At 63.8% G+C, this 15362-nt stretch carries 15 protein-coding genes; 9 read left to right on the top strand and 6 right to left on the bottom strand.

The genetic code is table 11. The features are described from left to right. Window positions 1–338: 338 nt before the first annotated feature. The 5 genes from ggt to AAV94_RS12930 form a co-directional block, all read right to left on the bottom strand. The gene (gene ggt, locus AAV94_RS12955; protein WP_046742706.1) at window positions 339–2294 is read right to left on the bottom strand and encodes a gamma-glutamyltransferase; all 1956 of its coding nucleotides are present in this window, start codon (window positions 2292–2294) and stop codon (window positions 339–341) included. A 337-nt stretch (window positions 2295–2631) separates the two neighbouring features. Next, window positions 2632–3078: a GatB/YqeY domain-containing protein gene (locus AAV94_RS12945; protein ID WP_046742632.1), complete on the bottom strand. Its 447-nt coding sequence runs from the start codon at window positions 3076–3078 to the stop codon at window positions 2632–2634. Between the two features lie 160 nt (window positions 3079–3238). Continuing rightward, the gene (rpsU, locus tag AAV94_RS12940) at window positions 3239–3451 is read right to left on the bottom strand and encodes a 30S ribosomal protein S21 (RefSeq protein ID WP_046742631.1); all 213 of its coding nucleotides are present in this window, start codon (window positions 3449–3451) and stop codon (window positions 3239–3241) included. A gap of 337 nt (window positions 3452–3788) precedes the next feature. Next, a complete protein-coding gene (dprA, locus tag AAV94_RS12935; protein ID WP_231731429.1) occupies window positions 3789–5000 on the bottom strand; it encodes a DNA-processing protein DprA in 1212 nt (403 codons plus the stop codon). 406 nt (window positions 5001–5406) lie between these two features. Then, the gene (locus AAV94_RS12930; protein WP_052755060.1) at window positions 5407–6639 is read right to left on the bottom strand and encodes a LysM peptidoglycan-binding domain-containing protein; all 1233 of its coding nucleotides are present in this window, start codon (window positions 6637–6639) and stop codon (window positions 5407–5409) included. A gap of 245 nt (window positions 6640–6884) precedes the next feature. On the opposite strand from AAV94_RS12930, the gene def reads away from it, so the two are divergent. The 6 genes from def (at window position 6885) to AAV94_RS12900 (ending at window position 11552) form a co-directional block, all read left to right on the top strand. Then, on the top strand, window positions 6885–7388 hold the full coding sequence (gene def / locus AAV94_RS12925) for a peptide deformylase (RefSeq protein ID WP_046742629.1): 504 nt from the start codon (window positions 6885–6887) through the stop codon (window positions 7386–7388). Between the two features lie 118 nt (window positions 7389–7506). Beyond that, window positions 7507–8079 (top strand): hypothetical protein, encoded by a 573-nt coding sequence (locus AAV94_RS12920; RefSeq protein ID WP_046742628.1) that lies wholly within the window; start codon window positions 7507–7509, stop codon window positions 8077–8079. Further along, on the top strand, window positions 8063–9112 hold the full coding sequence (gene fmt, locus AAV94_RS12915) for a methionyl-tRNA formyltransferase (RefSeq protein ID WP_046742627.1): 1050 nt from the start codon (window positions 8063–8065) through the stop codon (window positions 9110–9112). The genes AAV94_RS12920 and fmt overlap by 17 nt, the downstream gene beginning before the upstream one ends. A gap of 14 nt (window positions 9113–9126) precedes the next feature. After that, window positions 9127–9897, top strand: a complete 771-nt coding sequence (locus AAV94_RS12910; RefSeq protein ID WP_046742626.1) for an AzlC family ABC transporter permease — start codon at window positions 9127–9129, stop codon at window positions 9895–9897. Continuing rightward, window positions 9894–10253 carry an AzlD domain-containing protein gene (locus AAV94_RS12905; protein WP_046742625.1) on the top strand — a complete coding sequence of 120 codons (360 nt, stop codon included), beginning with the start codon at window positions 9894–9896 and terminating at the stop codon, window positions 10251–10253. The genes AAV94_RS12910 and AAV94_RS12905 overlap by 4 nt, the downstream gene beginning before the upstream one ends. 105 nt (window positions 10254–10358) lie before the next feature. Beyond that, on the top strand, window positions 10359–11552 hold the full coding sequence (locus AAV94_RS12900; RefSeq protein ID WP_046742624.1) for a phosphoglycerate kinase: 1194 nt from the start codon (window positions 10359–10361) through the stop codon (window positions 11550–11552). A gap of 76 nt (window positions 11553–11628) precedes the next feature. On the opposite strand, the gene AAV94_RS12895 is transcribed toward AAV94_RS12900, so the two are convergent. Continuing rightward, a complete protein-coding gene (locus AAV94_RS12895; RefSeq protein WP_046742623.1) occupies window positions 11629–13302 on the bottom strand; it encodes a long-chain-fatty-acid--CoA ligase in 1674 nt (557 codons plus the stop codon). A 181-nt stretch (window positions 13303–13483) separates the two neighbouring features. Here AAV94_RS12895 and AAV94_RS12890 point away from each other — a divergent pair, with 181 nt between their 5' ends. The 3 genes from AAV94_RS12890 to AAV94_RS12880 all read left to right on the top strand — a co-directional run bounded on the left by AAV94_RS12890 (window position 13484) and on the right by AAV94_RS12880 (window position 15239). Then, on the top strand, window positions 13484–14002 hold the full coding sequence (locus tag AAV94_RS12890; protein WP_046742622.1) for a phosphatidylglycerophosphatase A family protein: 519 nt from the start codon (window positions 13484–13486) through the stop codon (window positions 14000–14002). A gap of 15 nt (window positions 14003–14017) precedes the next feature. After that, window positions 14018–14521: a CinA family protein gene (locus AAV94_RS12885; RefSeq protein ID WP_046742621.1), complete on the top strand. Its 504-nt coding sequence runs from the start codon at window positions 14018–14020 to the stop codon at window positions 14519–14521. 163 nt (window positions 14522–14684) lie between these two features. Then, window positions 14685–15239 (top strand): phasin family protein, encoded by a 555-nt coding sequence (locus tag AAV94_RS12880; protein WP_046742620.1) that lies wholly within the window; start codon window positions 14685–14687, stop codon window positions 15237–15239. The last annotated feature ends 123 nt before the right edge of the window (window positions 15240–15362 follow it).

The raw sequence follows: 15362 nt of genomic DNA, 5'->3' as shown, positions 1-15362 counted from the left end.
CGCCCGTTGGACGTGGCTAGTAGCGCTAGGAGGAATTTCTGCATGCCTGGCAATGTACCACAATTGATGGCCGCCGCGAAACCCGCACGCACCCTGTATTGAGGCCGAATGGCGCGCACAGCAACTTGCCGGCTGCCGCACCAACGGCTGACACAGGCGGGTCGCCATGGCGCACAACGGCATGCAAGGCCGCAGACGTCGACGCACATGCCCGGCACAGATGGGCAACGAAGCAGCACGCCGCTGGCGGGCCAGGCGCTGGCAGCGTCAAGCAATCGCCGCGCCTTGCCGCCCGTTTCTGGCTGCGCGAAACGCAGGGCACGATCGTGAACAGCCTGTCACCACGCGTTGTCGCCCAGCGCAATGCCTTCACGGCGCGGATCGGCACCGCCTTGCCAGCCGGTCGCAGCACCACGCTGGACGCGCAGGATGGTCGCGATTCCGCTGGTCTGGGCGTTGAGGTTGACGCGATGGCCTCGGCTCTGCAGAGCCCGGACCACGGGATCGTCGGCACCCTGATTGGCACTTGCAACGTTGGGATGCTCGCCACCATAGTTGGTGGTAGGTGCATTGGCGGCACCAAAGTTGACCAGGTTGGTGGCCTGCTGTGCATCAAGCTGCCAGTCCAGCACCCCTACCAACACCTTTGTTACGTACTGGATAATGGTTGAGCCGCCGGGGGAGCCCGTTGCCATGCGCAAGGCACCTGGCGAACCATCTGCCCGCAGATCGAACACCAGCGTGGGGGCCATTGAACTGCGCGGACGCTTGTTGGCCTGCACCCGGTTGGCCACCGGTGTGCCATCGGCGCCGGCCGGCACCGCGGCAAAGTCCGTCAACTGGTTGTTGAGCACGAACCCGCGCGTGACATGGTAAGAGCCCATGCTCGACTCCACCGTCGTGGTCATCGACACCGCGTTGCCCGCTGCATCCACGATGCTGACATGGCTGGTGCCGGCCTCAGGCACCGGCACCACCGCGCCCGGCGTCGTCATGAAATCACCGGGCCCTGCGCGGCCCATGCTGGCTCGGGGGTCGATCAGCCTGGCTCGGGCACGCAGATAAGTTTTATCCAGCATCGCGTGCCAGCTGCCCCCTGGCAGCGGCACGAAGTCGGTATCAGCGACATAGGCATCCCGGTCTGCGTAGGCCAGCCGACCAGCCTCCGCCACCAGATGCACGGCATCCGCATCGGGCCACCCACCTTCGCCATCCGGCGCAAACGGTGCCATCTCTGCAAGGTTGAAGTGCTCCAGAATCCCCATGATGGATGCCACGGCGATTCCGCCAGAAGACGGAGGCGGCATGCCGCAGATGAGATAGCGCTGCCGGTAACTGGTGCACACCGCCTCGCGCTTCTTCGCCTCGTAGTTGCGCAAATCCTCCAGCGTCGTCAGGCCCGGCGTGATCGGTGCACCATCTGCCGCACTGGTGGCCATGCGAATCTTGTCGACGATGGCCTGCGCCACGGGCCCAGTGTAGAACGCATCGGCGCCCTGCTGCGCCAGCAGCACGAGCGTGCGCGCGTATTCCGGATTGGTGAATCGTGCGCCCAGTGCCAGCGCCTGACCATTTTCTTCCAGATACAGCGCTGCTGCGTCCGGATCGCGCCGCAGGTGCTCTCGGGCGGCCGCCAGTGCATCGGCCATTCGCCCCGACACGGCAAACCCCTCCTGCGCCAGCTCGATTGCAGGCGCGAACAGGCGCTCCCAGGGGGTGCTGCCGTACTCCTCATGGGCCAACTCCAGCATCCGCACTACGCCGGGTGTGCCGATCGATCGCCCACTGGCGCGCGTGCTGGGCTGCGGCGTGCCCGCCGCGTCATCGTGCGGATTGACCCAACGCAGATAGTTGTCCGTAGCGGCCGCAGGCGCGGTCTCGCGGCCATCAAATGCCTGGACCTTGCCGCTGGCCGCGTCGTAGTACAGCATGAAGGCGCCGCCGCCAATGCCACTGGACTGCGGCTCCACCAGCCCAAGTACCATCTGCACGGCCACTGCCGCATCCATCGCGTTGCCACCATCTCGCAGGACTTCACAGCCTGCGCGGCTGGCCAGCGGATTGGCGGTCACCACCATGAAATCGCGCGCGTGCATCGCCTCCATGCCGACCCGATACCCAGATGCTGGCTCCGGCGCTGCCGGGTCGCCCGGCAGGCCAGAGCCGATGATCACCGCCCCGTCCGACGTCGTGATCGCGCACGCACGCGCCGGCGTACCGGGCAAAAGAAGGTCGCTGCTGCCACAGGCAGCCAATGTTGCGGCAGCCACAACCGTCGATACACATAGCTGCATGCGTTGCGACAGGTGGAAATTGAAGGCAGCAATGCGGCTCATGGGCAGTCCAGCGGTTGGTCAATGATCAGGCTGTCACCGCACACAAAAAACTGTGAGACGGCTGCAACACCCCCGATGTGCCAAGCAAGCATCACGCCAGTTGGCCCTTTCGCATTCTGACCCAGCGCCGCTGCTGCGCACTGCAGGACAAACCCTTGCGGATGCCCAAGACATCTGTTCAGCCAGCGTGCCGTGACATCCACACCCGCATGTTGCTGAACGCAATGAAGGGCGCCACCCGCCTTCACCGCAGCACACCAGCCTTGCGGGACGGAGTTCCGGGCGCTGCGGACGTTCAGCCTGCCAGGGCTTTCTTGACCTGCGCAGACACCAGCGCCATGTCGGCCTTGCCAGCCAGTTCCTGCTTGGCCTTGCCCATCACCTTGCCCATATCCGCCGGCCCACTGGCGCCCACTGCAGCAACGATGCGCTGGACGGCAGCGGCCACCTCCTCCTCGGACAGCCGCTCCGGCAGATAGGTAGCGAGCACGTCGATTTCTGCCTGCTCCTGCGCCACCAGATCATCGCGCTGCGCCTGCGCGAACGCGGCGATGGAGTCCTTGCGCTGCTTGACCAGCTTGTCCACGATCGCCACCACCGCAGCGTCATCAAGGGTGATGCGCTCGTCCACCTCGCGTTGTTTGATCGCTGCCAGCAGCATGCGAATCGTGCCCAGGCGCTGGACATCCTTGCTGCGCATGGCGCTCTTCATGTCTTCGGTGATACGTTCTTTCAATGCCATGATTTCACTCCTGTAACCAGATCAACCCGCCATCCCGTGGGCGTGCGCACACCCAAGAGCCGCACAGAAACAGGAAAGCCGCGTCGGGCGTCCCCACGCGGCTTTCTCGCTCCGTGTACGTCTCAGGCAGACAGCCAACAATGGCGCCTGCCGCAACGAATCAGTACATCTTCTTGGGCAACTGCTGGCTGCGTACGCGCTTGTGATGACGCTTGACGGCAGCAGCCTTCTTGCGCTTGCGCTCGGTCGTTGGCTTTTCGTAGAACTCGCGGGCACGCAGCTCATTGAGCAGGCCCAGCTTTTCGATCGTGCGCTTGAAGCGGCGCAGTGCAATTTCGTACGGTTCGTTCTCTTTGACGCGGATGGTAGTCATTCAGTTCATCTAGATGGTGCCAAGCTTGTTCTGACAAGGGAGATCAAACCTTGCCGCAACCTCAGCGGTTTCGCCCCGTTCATTTCGGTTAACTAGTATGGCCAACGGGGCAAGTGCCAGCAAAGGCAAGCATTATAGTGACAAAGGCGCTGAGTGGGAAGGCAGGCAGCCGCCATGCCGCACCCCGACGCTGTACCGAATACCACATGCGGGGGCGGCGGGGCTTCTTGATGCGCAACACGCGACTGGCCGATGCGTCCCGTCTGTGCCTTCTCCCATATGGGCTATCGGGCATTCCGCTATTCAAATGCCCTTCGCGCTTGCATTCAGCCACCCGTCAAGCCGCAGCAATACGCTGGAAGCTCCCTCCCGGCAGGCGCGCGACCGCGCCAAGCAGTTCCAGCTCCAGCAACTGTGCCTGCAGCACCGCTGTTGCCAGCCCCGTGCGGGCACTCAAGACCTCGATGGGCACCGGATCAAACCCCATGGCCTGCAACAGCGCCTGATGTCTGTCCGCCCCCTGCCGTTCGGCAGCCTGCGCCGAAGCGTGAGGAGGCACTGCTAAGGGATTGGCCACGTACGACTGCCTGCGCATCGCCGAATCCTTCGGCGATGCGTCCTCCCGCACCGGAGCAGCCGCGGTGCCCGCTGGCTGCGGCATCGCGGGAGCCAGCCCCAGTTCGTCGAGTACGTCCTCCGGCGTGTCGGCCAGGCGCGCGCCCTGTTTGATCAGCCAGTGGCAGCCTCTGGACTGCGGCGAAAGAATCGAGCCTGGCACCGCCAGCACATCTCGGCCCTGCTCTGCTGCAAGTCGGGCAGAGACCAGCGAGCCGGATTTTTCCGTCGCCTCCACCACCAGCGTCGCACGGCAAAGCCCGGTGATGATGCGGTTGCGCTTGGGGAAATGCGTCGCAAGTGGCGCTGCGCCCAGCGGCTGTTCCGTCAGCAGCAGGCCGTGGCGCGCTATCCGGTGCGCCAAGTCGCGGTGGCAGGAGGGATACACGCGGTCGGCACCTGTGCCCATCACGGCCACCGTCGCTGGCCAATGCAGCGACGCGTTGTCTGCCTCCAGGGCGCCGAGATGTGCCGCGGCATCGATGCCACGCGCTAGTCCAGACACCACGCAAACACCTTGGGCTGCGATGGCCGCGCTGAATGCCCGCGCAGTGACCGCGCCTTGGGCGGTAGGCTGGCGGCTGCCTACCACCGCCAGCATGGCGCGCGGCATTTGCCACCACGGTTGCTCATGGACAGGCTGCAGCCAGCGCGGCGCCCCCACCGCGTAAAGCAACAGCGGTGGATCAGGCAGTTCCCGCAACGGGGCCGGATAGCGCGGATCGACCAGGCTGAACACGGCCCGCATGGGCGCGCCTGCATCGGCGGGTGTGGCCGTCAGCCACCGTTGCACCTGGGCGCAATACACATCCCACCCGGCGGGTATGGCCTGTACGGCCGCAGCCAGCGTGGACGAACCGAGCACCTGTGCCAATGTGGACGCAGGCGCCGAAAAAATTTGCTCCGGCGAACCCAGCGCGTGCAGCAACTGCATGGCCCTGATGCTGCCAATCCCCGGTGTCATGGCCAGGCGCAGCCAAGGCCGCAAAGCAAGCATGCAATCCGGCAACGTCAATGCGCTTTCTCCTGATTGGGTATCCGTGTGCACTCCCATGTGGTCGACGGCAAAGTGCCCCGCCGCGGCAAGGCGCGAGGGCCGGCAGAATGGCTCTGGACCCGTTCACGATCCCTTCACGCGTCGCACGGCCTCGTCCCGCGACAGCAATGCGAGGCGCATCCGCAAGTGGAGGCACGCAAGAATAAACGCCCAGGCGCCGCTGGCGCAACTACACCAGCGTTAGCCAACCAGACGGCGCCCCGCACCTTGCCCTGGCTGCGCAACGCATGCAACGACGCAGCCAGGCGCCCTGATGGCCCTGTCGAAGCGTCCCAGCCATGGCCTACAGTGGTGTTGCCAGCTTGTCGCCCACGGAAACCGGGTCATGGCTGTCCATGATCAGGCCATAGGATACGCGGTCGAATACCCGAAAGACCAGCAACACGCCATTGGGTTCATCGGGCAGCCGGATGCGTGCGTTCGGGCCGCCCTCGCGGTCGCGCACGAGACGGCCGGCACGCAGGATTTGCAGCACATGGCCCGACTCCAGACCGTCCACCTTGCCGAGGTTGATCGCCACCACCTGTCCGGAAGCGGCATTGTTGACGGACTGATCCGCATAAATGGAAATGACCGTCCCCCTGGTGTCAGGCGGCGGCAGGCGCGGCACGAAGTTCGTGTAGTCGGTATCTTCGGTGAGCAGATCAAGCCGGTCGCCCAACCGCACCTCGGAAGCCACGTCAAGAATTTCCAGCGTGGCAGGACGGTACTCCTCGGTAACCGCACCGCCGTGTCCTGGCACTTCCTCGAAGAATTCGTCGCGCACGATGCGCGCCTTGCCCACGTATTCACCCTCATAACCCAGCACCTCATCAGTGGCAGGATCCTTGAGGGGTTTGGGCTTGCGGAAAATCGCCAGATCGCGCGGCGCACCGTCGCGCGCCGCCAGCGGCACCACATCGGTACCCCGGCCATACACCAGATCACCATTGCCCAGAATGAGGCGATCATCGACGGATGCGACGACATCGGGCAGATTGTCCAACGCATCCATATCCTTGATCACCGGACGCACCAGAAACGGCGCAATCAGATCCCGCCGCACGGTAGGCAACGCGGCAGCCGCCAACGGCTCGCTACGCACCGATGGCGACAGCCGGATGGTGCCGACCTGGCCCTGCGCCACACCCAGCGTGGCGTAGCCGTCCGCAACATAGAGCTGCAGCACCTGGCCTGGATAGATCAGATGGGGATTGCGCACGGTATCCATGTTCATGCCCCACAGCTGCGGCCAACGCCAAGGCTGGCGCAGGTACATGCCCGAGATGGCCCACAGCGTATCGCCACGCTGGACGGTGTAACGGGCCGGCGCATTGGCACTGAGCTGCGCTACCGGCACGCCACGCGCGGCAACCTGCTGGGCCTGTGCGCGCTGCTGCGCCGTCACGACATGCGACTGAGCCAGGGCCGGCACCGACAGGCTGCACGACGCCGCCAGCGTCAAGGCGGTCAGCCGGCAGCCTGCAAGAACGCGCCCGGAAAGTGAACGAACCGGCAGATCGAGATAATGGGTCATAAGCAGTAGTGCCTCGCGCGCAATCACTGAAACCCTCAGCTCCCCCAACAATGAATGGGGCGCTGCGCACCGCGACCAGAGGCGAGCCGAGCCGTTAGGTTTCAAAAAACTAACAATCGTCCCAAATTGTGACAAACATTTCAGATTCTGATTCTACGGGGCTTTAAACGCAATGTTTATTTGCGCACCAACTGTGACCATTCGCAAAACTGGCGAAAATAGCGCCAGAAACCAACAATTGCACCATGTCTCTCCTGCCTATTCTTCAATATCCCGACCCTAAGCTCAGGACCGTTGCCCAGCCTGTGACGCAGTTCGATGCGGCACTTGAACAGCTTGCCGCCGACATGTTGGAGACGATGTACGACTCCAACGGTGTCGGTCTGGCAGCCACCCAGGTGGATGTGCACCAGCGCATCCTCGTCATGGACACATCGGAGGGCCGCGATCAGCCCATCATCGTTGTCAATCCGCAGATTGTCTGGCGCAGCGAGGAGAAGGCCGTTGGGGAGGAAGGCTGCCTGTCCATTCCCGGAATCTATGACAGCGTGGAGCGCCACGCAGCCGTCAAGGTCGAAGCCGTGGATGCGAAGGGGCAAGCCCTTACCATTGACGCACACGGCCTGCAGGCCGTGTGTCTGCAGCACGAGATCGACCATCTTGATGGCAAACTGTTCATCGACTACCTCTCGGCCCTCAAGCGCAATCGCATCAAGGCCAAGATGAGCAAGCGCGCACGCGCAGCCTGAACGCCTGCCAGCCTTACGCGCCGTCCCCTGACGGATCAGGGCGTTGATGGCGATTCTTCCGATCTGCGGGCAGGCTGCACGACCGCCTCGCCACCCGCGCCTTCGAACGAGCACACGCATGCATCTGACTCACTCTCTACCACGCCGCGCCCGCCTGCACCTTGCCGTTGTCGCGCTCGGGATCGCGCTGGCCGCTTGCCAGAGCCCATCAGCACGTCACAGCGAACTGCTTGGGCATTCGCAAGCTGCCGTGCAGGCTGCGCTGGGCATGCCATTTGCCGAATACGCGCTTGACGATGGCGCGACGGTGTGGTTCTACGACACTGGCGAGCGCATTCTGCAGCGCGAGCGGGTGCATTTCGATGCGCAGGGCCAGGTCATCGCGCAAGGGCCTGCCTGGACGCGTGAAGCATTTTCTGCGGTCGAACCGGGTGTCTGGCACGCTACCGAGGTGCTGCAGCACTTCGGCCCACCGGTGCGCCAGCGCACACCACGCGCATCCATTCTTGGCACATTGACCGCACAGGATGCGCGCAGCACGCAACAGGCTACTGAGGACAGCAAGGCCGTGGAATGGATCTATGGCTTTCGAGAGTTCAACCGTTACTACGTCGTGGCCATCACGATCGAGCAGCAAGGGCTGGTCTCGGCCGTCGACATCCGCGAAGATGAAGATGCCAACATTCGCTGATAACACGCCGCGCATTGCCTTCGCTGGCACGCCGGCGTTTGCCGAGGCAGCGCTGGCCGAGATGATCGCGCAGGGCTTTGCGCCGCAACTGGTGCTCACGCAGCCGGACCGTCCTGCCGGGCGCGGCTTGAAGCCACAGCCTTCGCCCGTCAAGCAGCGCGCAATCAGCCACGGCATCGCCGTATTGCAGCCCGAAGGGCTGCGTCTGGACGGACGCCACGCGCTGCAGGCGCAAGCCACGCGAGATGCACTGAAGCGCCTGGCGCCCGACGTACTCGTCGTTGCGGCTTATGGGCTCATTTTGCCGGCCTGGCTGTTGGAGCTGCCACGCTACGGCTGCCTGAACATCCACGCCAGCCTGTTGCCACGCTGGCGCGGCGCAGCGCCGATTCACCGCGCCATAGAGGCCGGGGACCGGCAAACCGGCATCACCATCATGCAGATGGATGAAGGGCTGGATACGGGCGCCATCGTTGCGCGCCACCCGCTTGACATCGCCGACGACGACACGACTGCAACATTGCATGACCGCCTTGCACACCTGGGCGCAAACGCCATCGTCGACGCACTGAAGGCGTTGCAGCACGGCCCCCTGCCCAGTACTGCGCAGCCAGAGGACGGTGTCACCTATGCGGAAAAGATTTCGCGTGCCGAGAGCCGGCTTGACTTGCGCCAACCCGCCCATCGGCTTGCCCTGCGCATTCGTGCCTTCAATCCATATCCGGGAGCGCAGCTGACGCTGCTGCGCGAGGATGCGGCGCAGCAGGCTGAGACGCTGAAAGTCTGGCACGCGCAGGCCATTGCCAGTGCTGCGCCTGGCGCTGCCGCGCCGGGCACCGTGATTGCCGCAGATCGCCAGGCCGGCATCGTGGTGGCGTGCGCCGATGGCAGTGCGCTGCGCCTGCTGCAGCTGCAGCGACCGGGAGGCAAGCGTTTGGATGCAGGGCAGCTGCTGAACGGTTTTGCCATCGCGCCAGGTGATCGCTTTGCGTTGCCAATGGCGGACGCTGCAACGCCACCGGACCATCCCTGAGACGCCAGGCCACCATGTCCACACGGTGCCCGATGGTCCCATGGCAGCGACGCGCCGCGATGGCCCGCCAACCGGCTTTCCGCGAAGGTGTGCAGGGACAACTGCAAGTCGCGCTGGGCGTAGGGGCCTGGGGCCTGGTCACTGGCGTGGCCATGGTCAAGAGCGGCCTGTCCGTCTCGATGGCCGTCGCCATGTCCCTGCTGGTCTATGCAGGCAGCGCACAGCTGGCGATACTGCCGTTGCTGGCGGCGCACTCGCCGCTGTGGGTGATCTGGCTGACGGCTGCCTGCGTGAACCTGCGGTTTGTGATCTTCAGCAGCCTGTGGCGCCAGCCTTTTGGGCACCTGCCTCTGGCCAAGCGCCTGGCCATGATGTATGCCTGTTCGGACATGTTGTTTGTGCTGTTTTTCCGGCGCTTCAAGGATCCTTCCCCTGCACCGGAACAGGAGCCCTACTTCTGGGGCGGTGCAGCAACAACTTGGCTGGTGTGGCAGGCGACCTCGCTGCTGGGCATCTTCCTGGCCCACTTCATCCCCATGCACTGGGGACTGGGTTTCGCCGGCATTCTGGCTCTGCTGGCGGTAACACTGTCGTTGCTGCAGGACCGTTACTCCTGGTTGGCAGTCATCGTCGCTGGCAGTGTGGCCGTAATGGCCTATGGCCTGCCCCTCAAACTGAACATTCTCGTGGCAATTGGCGCAGCCATCGCCATCGGGTTACTGTTCGAGTCCGCCGAGCAGGTCGTGCGGGACCACCGCCAGCGCCAGCGCCAGCGCCAGCCATGAACATCCTGCCCCATATCCTGGACAGCGAGCAGGCCCGGTTGTGGCTGGCCATTGCCGGGCTAACTGTCGTGACCATTCTCACGCGGGCATTTTTCATGATTCCGCGCCGCGAACTTCCCATGCCGCAGTGGCTGCGTCGGGGGCTTCGCTATGCGCCCCTCGCGGCACTGGCCGCCGTCATCGTGCCGGAGCTGATGGCCACCGAGACTGGCACGCTGGCGTTGTCATGGCAGGACGCCCGCCTCTGGGCTGCGCCTGCAGCCTGTGGCTACTATTACTGGCGGCGCGGCATCATGGGCACGATCGTGGCCGGTATGCTGGTGTATCTGCCCCTGCGGCTGCTGCTCGGGTGGTAGTGCCCTGCGCCCACACGCGCCACGAAGCGCCCCTTCGCTGCCAGTTGGCCGACAATACGGACCCCGGGCAGAACCTGTTCATAACGCCCTTCATCAGGAGACTGCATGCAATTCATCCGATTCACCGACTTGTGCACCCAGGGCCGCGTGGCCAATAAGCGGGTGCTGATCCGCGCCGACTTGAATGTCCCTATCGCCGATGATGGCAGCATCGGCGACGACACGCGCATTCGCGCCTCCGTACCGGCAATCCAGGCGGCGCTTGATGCAGGCGCAGCCGTCATGGTGACCAGCCACCTGGGCCGCCCTGCCGAGGGCGCGCTGACGCCCGCGGATTCGCTGGCACCGGTTGCGAAGCGGCTGGGGCAGCTGTTGGGGCGCGAGGTGCCACTGGTCAAGGATTGGGTCGATGGCGTGCAGGTCACGCCAGGGCAAGTCGTATTGCTCGAAAACTGCCGCGGCAATTCCGGCGAGAAAAAGAACGACCCCGCCTTGGCAAAGAAGATGGCGGCCCTGTGCGATATTTTCGTGCACGACGCCTTTGGCACCGCACACCGCGCGGAGGCATCCACCTATGGCGTTGCGGAATACGCACCGGTGGCCAGTGCCGGCCCGTTGCTGGCAGCGGAAATCGATGCACTGACCAAGGCCTTGCGCGAACCCAAGCCGCCGGTCGTCGCCATCGTTGGCGGCTCCAAGGTCTCGACCAAGCTGACGATCCTGCGCAGCCTGGCGGGCAAGGTCGACACATTGATCGTCGGTGGCGGCATTGCCAACACCTTCATGCTCGCGGCCGGCCTGCCAATCGGCAAGAGCCTGGCCGAACCGGACCTTGTCGATGAGGCCAAGGCCATCATTGCCATGATGAAGGCGCGCGGATCGGAGGTGCCGATTCCCCAGGATGTGGTGGTGGCCCACGAGTTTTCTGCCAGCGCCAAGGCCACCGTCAAGGCTGCCACGGAAGTGCTGCCCGACGAGATGATCCTCGACATCGGCCCGCAGACGGCCACGCAGCTGGCCCACAGGCTGACCGACGCCGGCACCATCGTCTGGAACGGTCCGGTGGGCGTGTTCGAAATGGAGCCCTTTTCACACGGCACGCAGACTATTGCCAAGGCGATCGCCGAATCGCCGGCATTCAGCATTGCAGGCGGCGGCGACACGCTGGCGGCGATCGCTAAATACGGTCTGGAGCAGCAAATCGGCTACATCTCCACGGGCGGGGGCGCGTTTCTCGAAGTGCTCGAGGGCAAACAACTGCCGGCCTTCGAGGTGCTGCAACGCCGCGCCACGGCCTGAGCCCTTTGCGCGCGGCCTTCGCGTGCGCAAGGGCCGCTGGCCGCGGCCCGCCCCACGGTGTCGGCGCGGCTGCAGCTCAAGCGCCCCGCAATTCGCGCCGCAGGATCTTGCCAACCGGCGTCTTGGGCAGCGCATCGCGAAACTCGATGTACTTCGGACGCTTGTAGTTGGTCAGGTTGGTTGCCGCATACTGGCGCACCGCCTCCTCGGTCAGATCGGGATCAGCCTTGACGATGACCAGCTTGATGGCCTCGCCGGTCTTTTCGTCGGGCACGCCCACTGCCGCGCACTCAAGCACGCCAGGCATGGCAACGATCACATCCTCGATCTCATTGGGGAAAACGTTGAAACCGCTGACGAGCACCATGTCCTTCTTGCGGTCAACGATACGTACAAATCCCGCATCGTCCATGATGCCGATGTCGCCGGAGCGAAAATAGCCGTCGTCGGTCATGACCTTGGCGGTCTCGTCGGGCCGTTGCCAGTATCCCTGCATCACCTGCGGCCCCTTGATGGCCACTTCGCCAGGCTCGCCATGTGGTACCGGCCTGCCCTCGTCATCAATACACCGCACGTCCGTGCTGGGTAGCGGAACACCGATAGTTCCGGAAAACTCCCGTGCCATGACCGGGTTGCAGGTGACACAGGGACTGGTCTCGGACAGGCCATAGCCCTCGCAGATCGGACAGCCGGTTTTTTCCAGCCACAGTTTGGCCACTGCGCTCTGCACCGCCATCCCTCCGCCGATCGAGATCTTCAGATTGCGCCAGTTCACGGTCTCGAAATCCGGATGGTGCAGCAGCCCGTTGAACAGTGTGTTGACCGCCGGGAACAGGTGAAAAGTGTGTCGCGACAGCTCCTTGAGCACGGCCGAGAGATCGCGCGCGTTAGGAATCAAAATATTGCGGGCGCCCATGCGCATGCCTAGCATCATGTTCACCGTGAAGGCAAAGATATGGTAGAGCGGCAAGGCGCACACCAGCGTAGGCTGCTCGCCGGCGGGAATGGCATCCATGGCCGGCTTGTTCCAGACATCGGTCTGCAATACATTGGCCACAAGGTTGCGGTGGCTCAGCACCGCCCCCTTGCTCACCCCCGTGGTGCCGCCGGTGTACTGCAGCAGCGCCATATCTGCGCCGCTGATCTGCACCGGCTTTAACGACTGCCCCGCGCCCTGGCGCAAGGCGTCGTTGAAACGCACCGCATCCGCGATGTCAAATGCAGGCACCATCTTCTTGACGTTGCGCACCACATAGTTGACCAACGCCCCCTTGAACAGGCCGAGCTGATCGCCCATGCTGGCCAGCACAACGTGGCGCACTGCCGTTCTGGCGCGGCACTGCTGCAGTGTCTGGGCGAAGTTCTCGACGATGACGATGGCGCGTGCGCCGGAATCATTGAGTTGATGCTCCAGCTCGCGTGCCGTGTAGAGCGGGTTGACATTCACCAGCACCAGTCCCGCCCTGAGAATTGCCGCGACTGTGACAGGATACTGCACGACGTTGGGCATCATCACCGCGACGCGATCACCTGGCTGCAGGCCGAGCCCCTGCAGGTACGCTGCGAAAGCTCTGCTTTGCGCGTCGACCTGCGCGAAGGTGAAATCCTGCCCCATGTAGCTGTAAGCGATTTTCTGTGCGTGCGCACGAAAAGCTTCCTCCAAAAGCTGCACGAGCGAAGCGTACTGGTCGGGATCGACATCGGCGGGAACGCCCCGCGGATAGGCTGCAAGCCAGGGACGGTCAGTCATAAGGTTGTCTCCTTCGTTGTTGTCAGTGCATATACTTGGCCGGGACGCTGGTAGTCCACCCACGCTGCGGCAACGGCACACGCCACCGGCCCGACGCGCGTTCGTCTCCCTCGGACATGCCCGCTCGGCGCGCCAGCGCCGCTCTGATGACCAAGTTTCGCACGACCGTGCTATTTTCTATATGCAGGTTTCCCCGCCCCCATCCTTCTCGCCACACACACTGCCACTGACGCGCCCGGCCTATGCCATCGCGCTGGGGTTTGGCAGTGGCAAAAGCCCCATTGCCCCCGGCACGGTCGGTACGCTGTTCGCATGGGTAAGCTACAACCTGCTGTTGGCGCGTCTAAGCGATGCCTGGCTGGCGCTGCTTCTCATCGGCGCATTGCTGGTCGGTTGGTGGGCGTGTCAAGTCACCGCACGCACACTGGACGTGGATGACCCGGGCGCCGTCGTGTGGGATGAAATCGTCGCGTTCTGGCTGATACTTTGGCTGATTGACCCGGCGGCATGGTGGTTGCAGGTGCTGGCTTTTGGCCTGTTTCGCTTTTTTGATGCGGTCAAGCCGCAGCCCGTGCGCTGGGCCGATCGGAAGTTCAAGGGCCCGGGCTGGCGTGGCGCCTGGGGCATTCTGTGGGACGATCTGGTCGCCGCGTTCTGTACTTTGCTGGTCATCGCCGCCGGCGTCCATCTCCTTGCCTGAACAGGCTTCTGCGCCATGAATACCGCCAACGCCACCACCTCTGCCATTGCACTCGTTGCAGATATCGCCGAGCTGCTGCTGCAGCGCCAAGCCATGCTGTGCACCGCCGAAAGCTGCACGGGCGGACTCATCGCCGCAGCGTGTACGGACGTGCCTGGCTCCAGCGGCTGGTTTGACCGAGGCATGGTGACCTACTCCAATAGGGCCAAGCAGCAGATGCTCGGTGTCGACGCCGCCAGCATTGCTACGCACGGCGCGGTCAGCGAGGAAGTCGCGCAGGCCATGGCCTGCGGCGCACTGGCACGCAGTGCCGCCAGCTACGCCGTCGCTGTTACCGGCATCGCCGGACCCGGCGGCGGCACCCCATCGAAACCGGTAGGCCTGGTCTGGTTCTGCTGGGCGGGGCCTGACGGCTACCGATGCGCCTCCCACGTGTTTCCTGGCGACCGCCAGCAGGTGCGCCAGGCGACGGTCCTCCATGCACTGCAAGGCATGCGTGCCATGTTGACAGCGGAGTAATCCGCCTTCACGCGCATTTACGATTTGTTTCAGTTCAATTTGTTGCAGTGCACAAAGATGCTTGCACCATGTTCGGAAGGTGCGCATAATCAGCTCCATGCTGCACCGCACCATACCGTTCGGAATGCCAGCAGCCTTCCACCTTTTGAACCGGAGAGAGACCATGGCACTGACCCCTGAGCAAATCCTGGCTGCGCACAAGGCCAATGTCGAACAGCTGTTCGGCCTGACCAACAAGACGTTCGAGAGCGTCGAAAAGCTGATCGCGCTGAACGTGAAGGTCGCGCGCGAGGCGCTGTCCGACGTGCAAAAGCACAGCCAGGCGATCCTGTCCGTCAAGGACGCGCAGGAACTGGCAGCGCTGCAGTCCAGCGCGCTGCAGCCGTTGGTCGAGAAGGTCGCCAATTACAGCCGCCAGCTCTACGAGATTGCTGCCGAGAACGGTCAGGAATTGAGCAAGGTCATTGAGGAGCGCACCGCAGAGACGCAGCAGGCCATCAACAATCTGGTGGAAAGCGCTGCCAAAAATGCGCCTGCGGGCACGGAGGCATCGGTGGCCGTCGTGCGCAGCGCACTTTCTGCCGCCAACAATGCCTTCGAATCCGTGCAGAAGTCCGTCAAGCAGGCCTCGGACGTGGCGCAAGCAAATTTCAACGCGGTCACCGAAAGTGCCGCCAATGTCGCCAAGTCCAGCACCACACGACGCCGCACACCATGATGCCGCGCACGCGCCGTGTTGCGCTGCGATGCGGTGAACTCATGCACATGCATGCGTAAAAGTTGTCTCCTTGGATCCTTTCGAAGTCACTTCATGGATCCTTTAGGCCCGGATCTCTCCGGG

It is taken from the genome of Lampropedia cohaerens, assembly GCF_001005215.1.
Taxonomy (GTDB): domain Bacteria; phylum Pseudomonadota; class Gammaproteobacteria; order Burkholderiales; family Burkholderiaceae_C; genus Lampropedia; species Lampropedia cohaerens.
The sequence above is the reverse complement of the archived record's forward strand: the minus strand, read 5'-3'. Positions and strand labels throughout refer to the sequence as shown.

Coding starts and splice junctions, on each gene's coding strand:
- AAV94_RS12910 (WP_046742626.1), top strand. CDS start 9,127: ATGTCCACACGGTGCCCGATGGTCCCATGGCAGCGACGCGCCGCGATG.
- AAV94_RS12945 (WP_046742632.1), bottom strand. CDS start 3,078: ATGGCATTGAAAGAACGTATCACCGAAGACATGAAGAGCGCCATGCGC.
- AAV94_RS12905 (WP_046742625.1), top strand. CDS start 9,894: ATGAACATCCTGCCCCATATCCTGGACAGCGAGCAGGCCCGGTTGTGG.
- AAV94_RS12890 (WP_046742622.1), top strand. CDS start 13,484: ATGCAGGTTTCCCCGCCCCCATCCTTCTCGCCACACACACTGCCACTG.
- AAV94_RS12920 (WP_046742628.1), top strand. CDS start 7,507: ATGCATCTGACTCACTCTCTACCACGCCGCGCCCGCCTGCACCTTGCC.
- AAV94_RS12885 (WP_046742621.1), top strand. CDS start 14,018: ATGAATACCGCCAACGCCACCACCTCTGCCATTGCACTCGTTGCAGAT.
- rpsU (WP_046742631.1), bottom strand. CDS start 3,451: ATGACTACCATCCGCGTCAAAGAGAACGAACCGTACGAAATTGCACTG.
- AAV94_RS12895 (WP_046742623.1), bottom strand. CDS start 13,302: ATGACTGACCGTCCCTGGCTTGCAGCCTATCCGCGGGGCGTTCCCGCC.
- fmt (WP_046742627.1), top strand. CDS start 8,063: ATGCCAACATTCGCTGATAACACGCCGCGCATTGCCTTCGCTGGCACG.
- dprA (WP_231731429.1), bottom strand. CDS start 5,000: ATGCAGTTGCTGCACGCGCTGGGTTCGCCGGAGCAAATTTTTTCGGCG.
- ggt (WP_046742706.1), bottom strand. CDS start 2,294: ATGCAGCTATGTGTATCGACGGTTGTGGCTGCCGCAACATTGGCTGCC.
- AAV94_RS12930 (WP_052755060.1), bottom strand. CDS start 6,639: ATGACCCATTATCTCGATCTGCCGGTTCGTTCACTTTCCGGGCGCGTT.
- AAV94_RS12900 (WP_046742624.1), top strand. CDS start 10,359: ATGCAATTCATCCGATTCACCGACTTGTGCACCCAGGGCCGCGTGGCC.
- def (WP_046742629.1), top strand. CDS start 6,885: ATGTCTCTCCTGCCTATTCTTCAATATCCCGACCCTAAGCTCAGGACC.
- AAV94_RS12880 (WP_046742620.1), top strand. CDS start 14,685: ATGGCACTGACCCCTGAGCAAATCCTGGCTGCGCACAAGGCCAATGTC.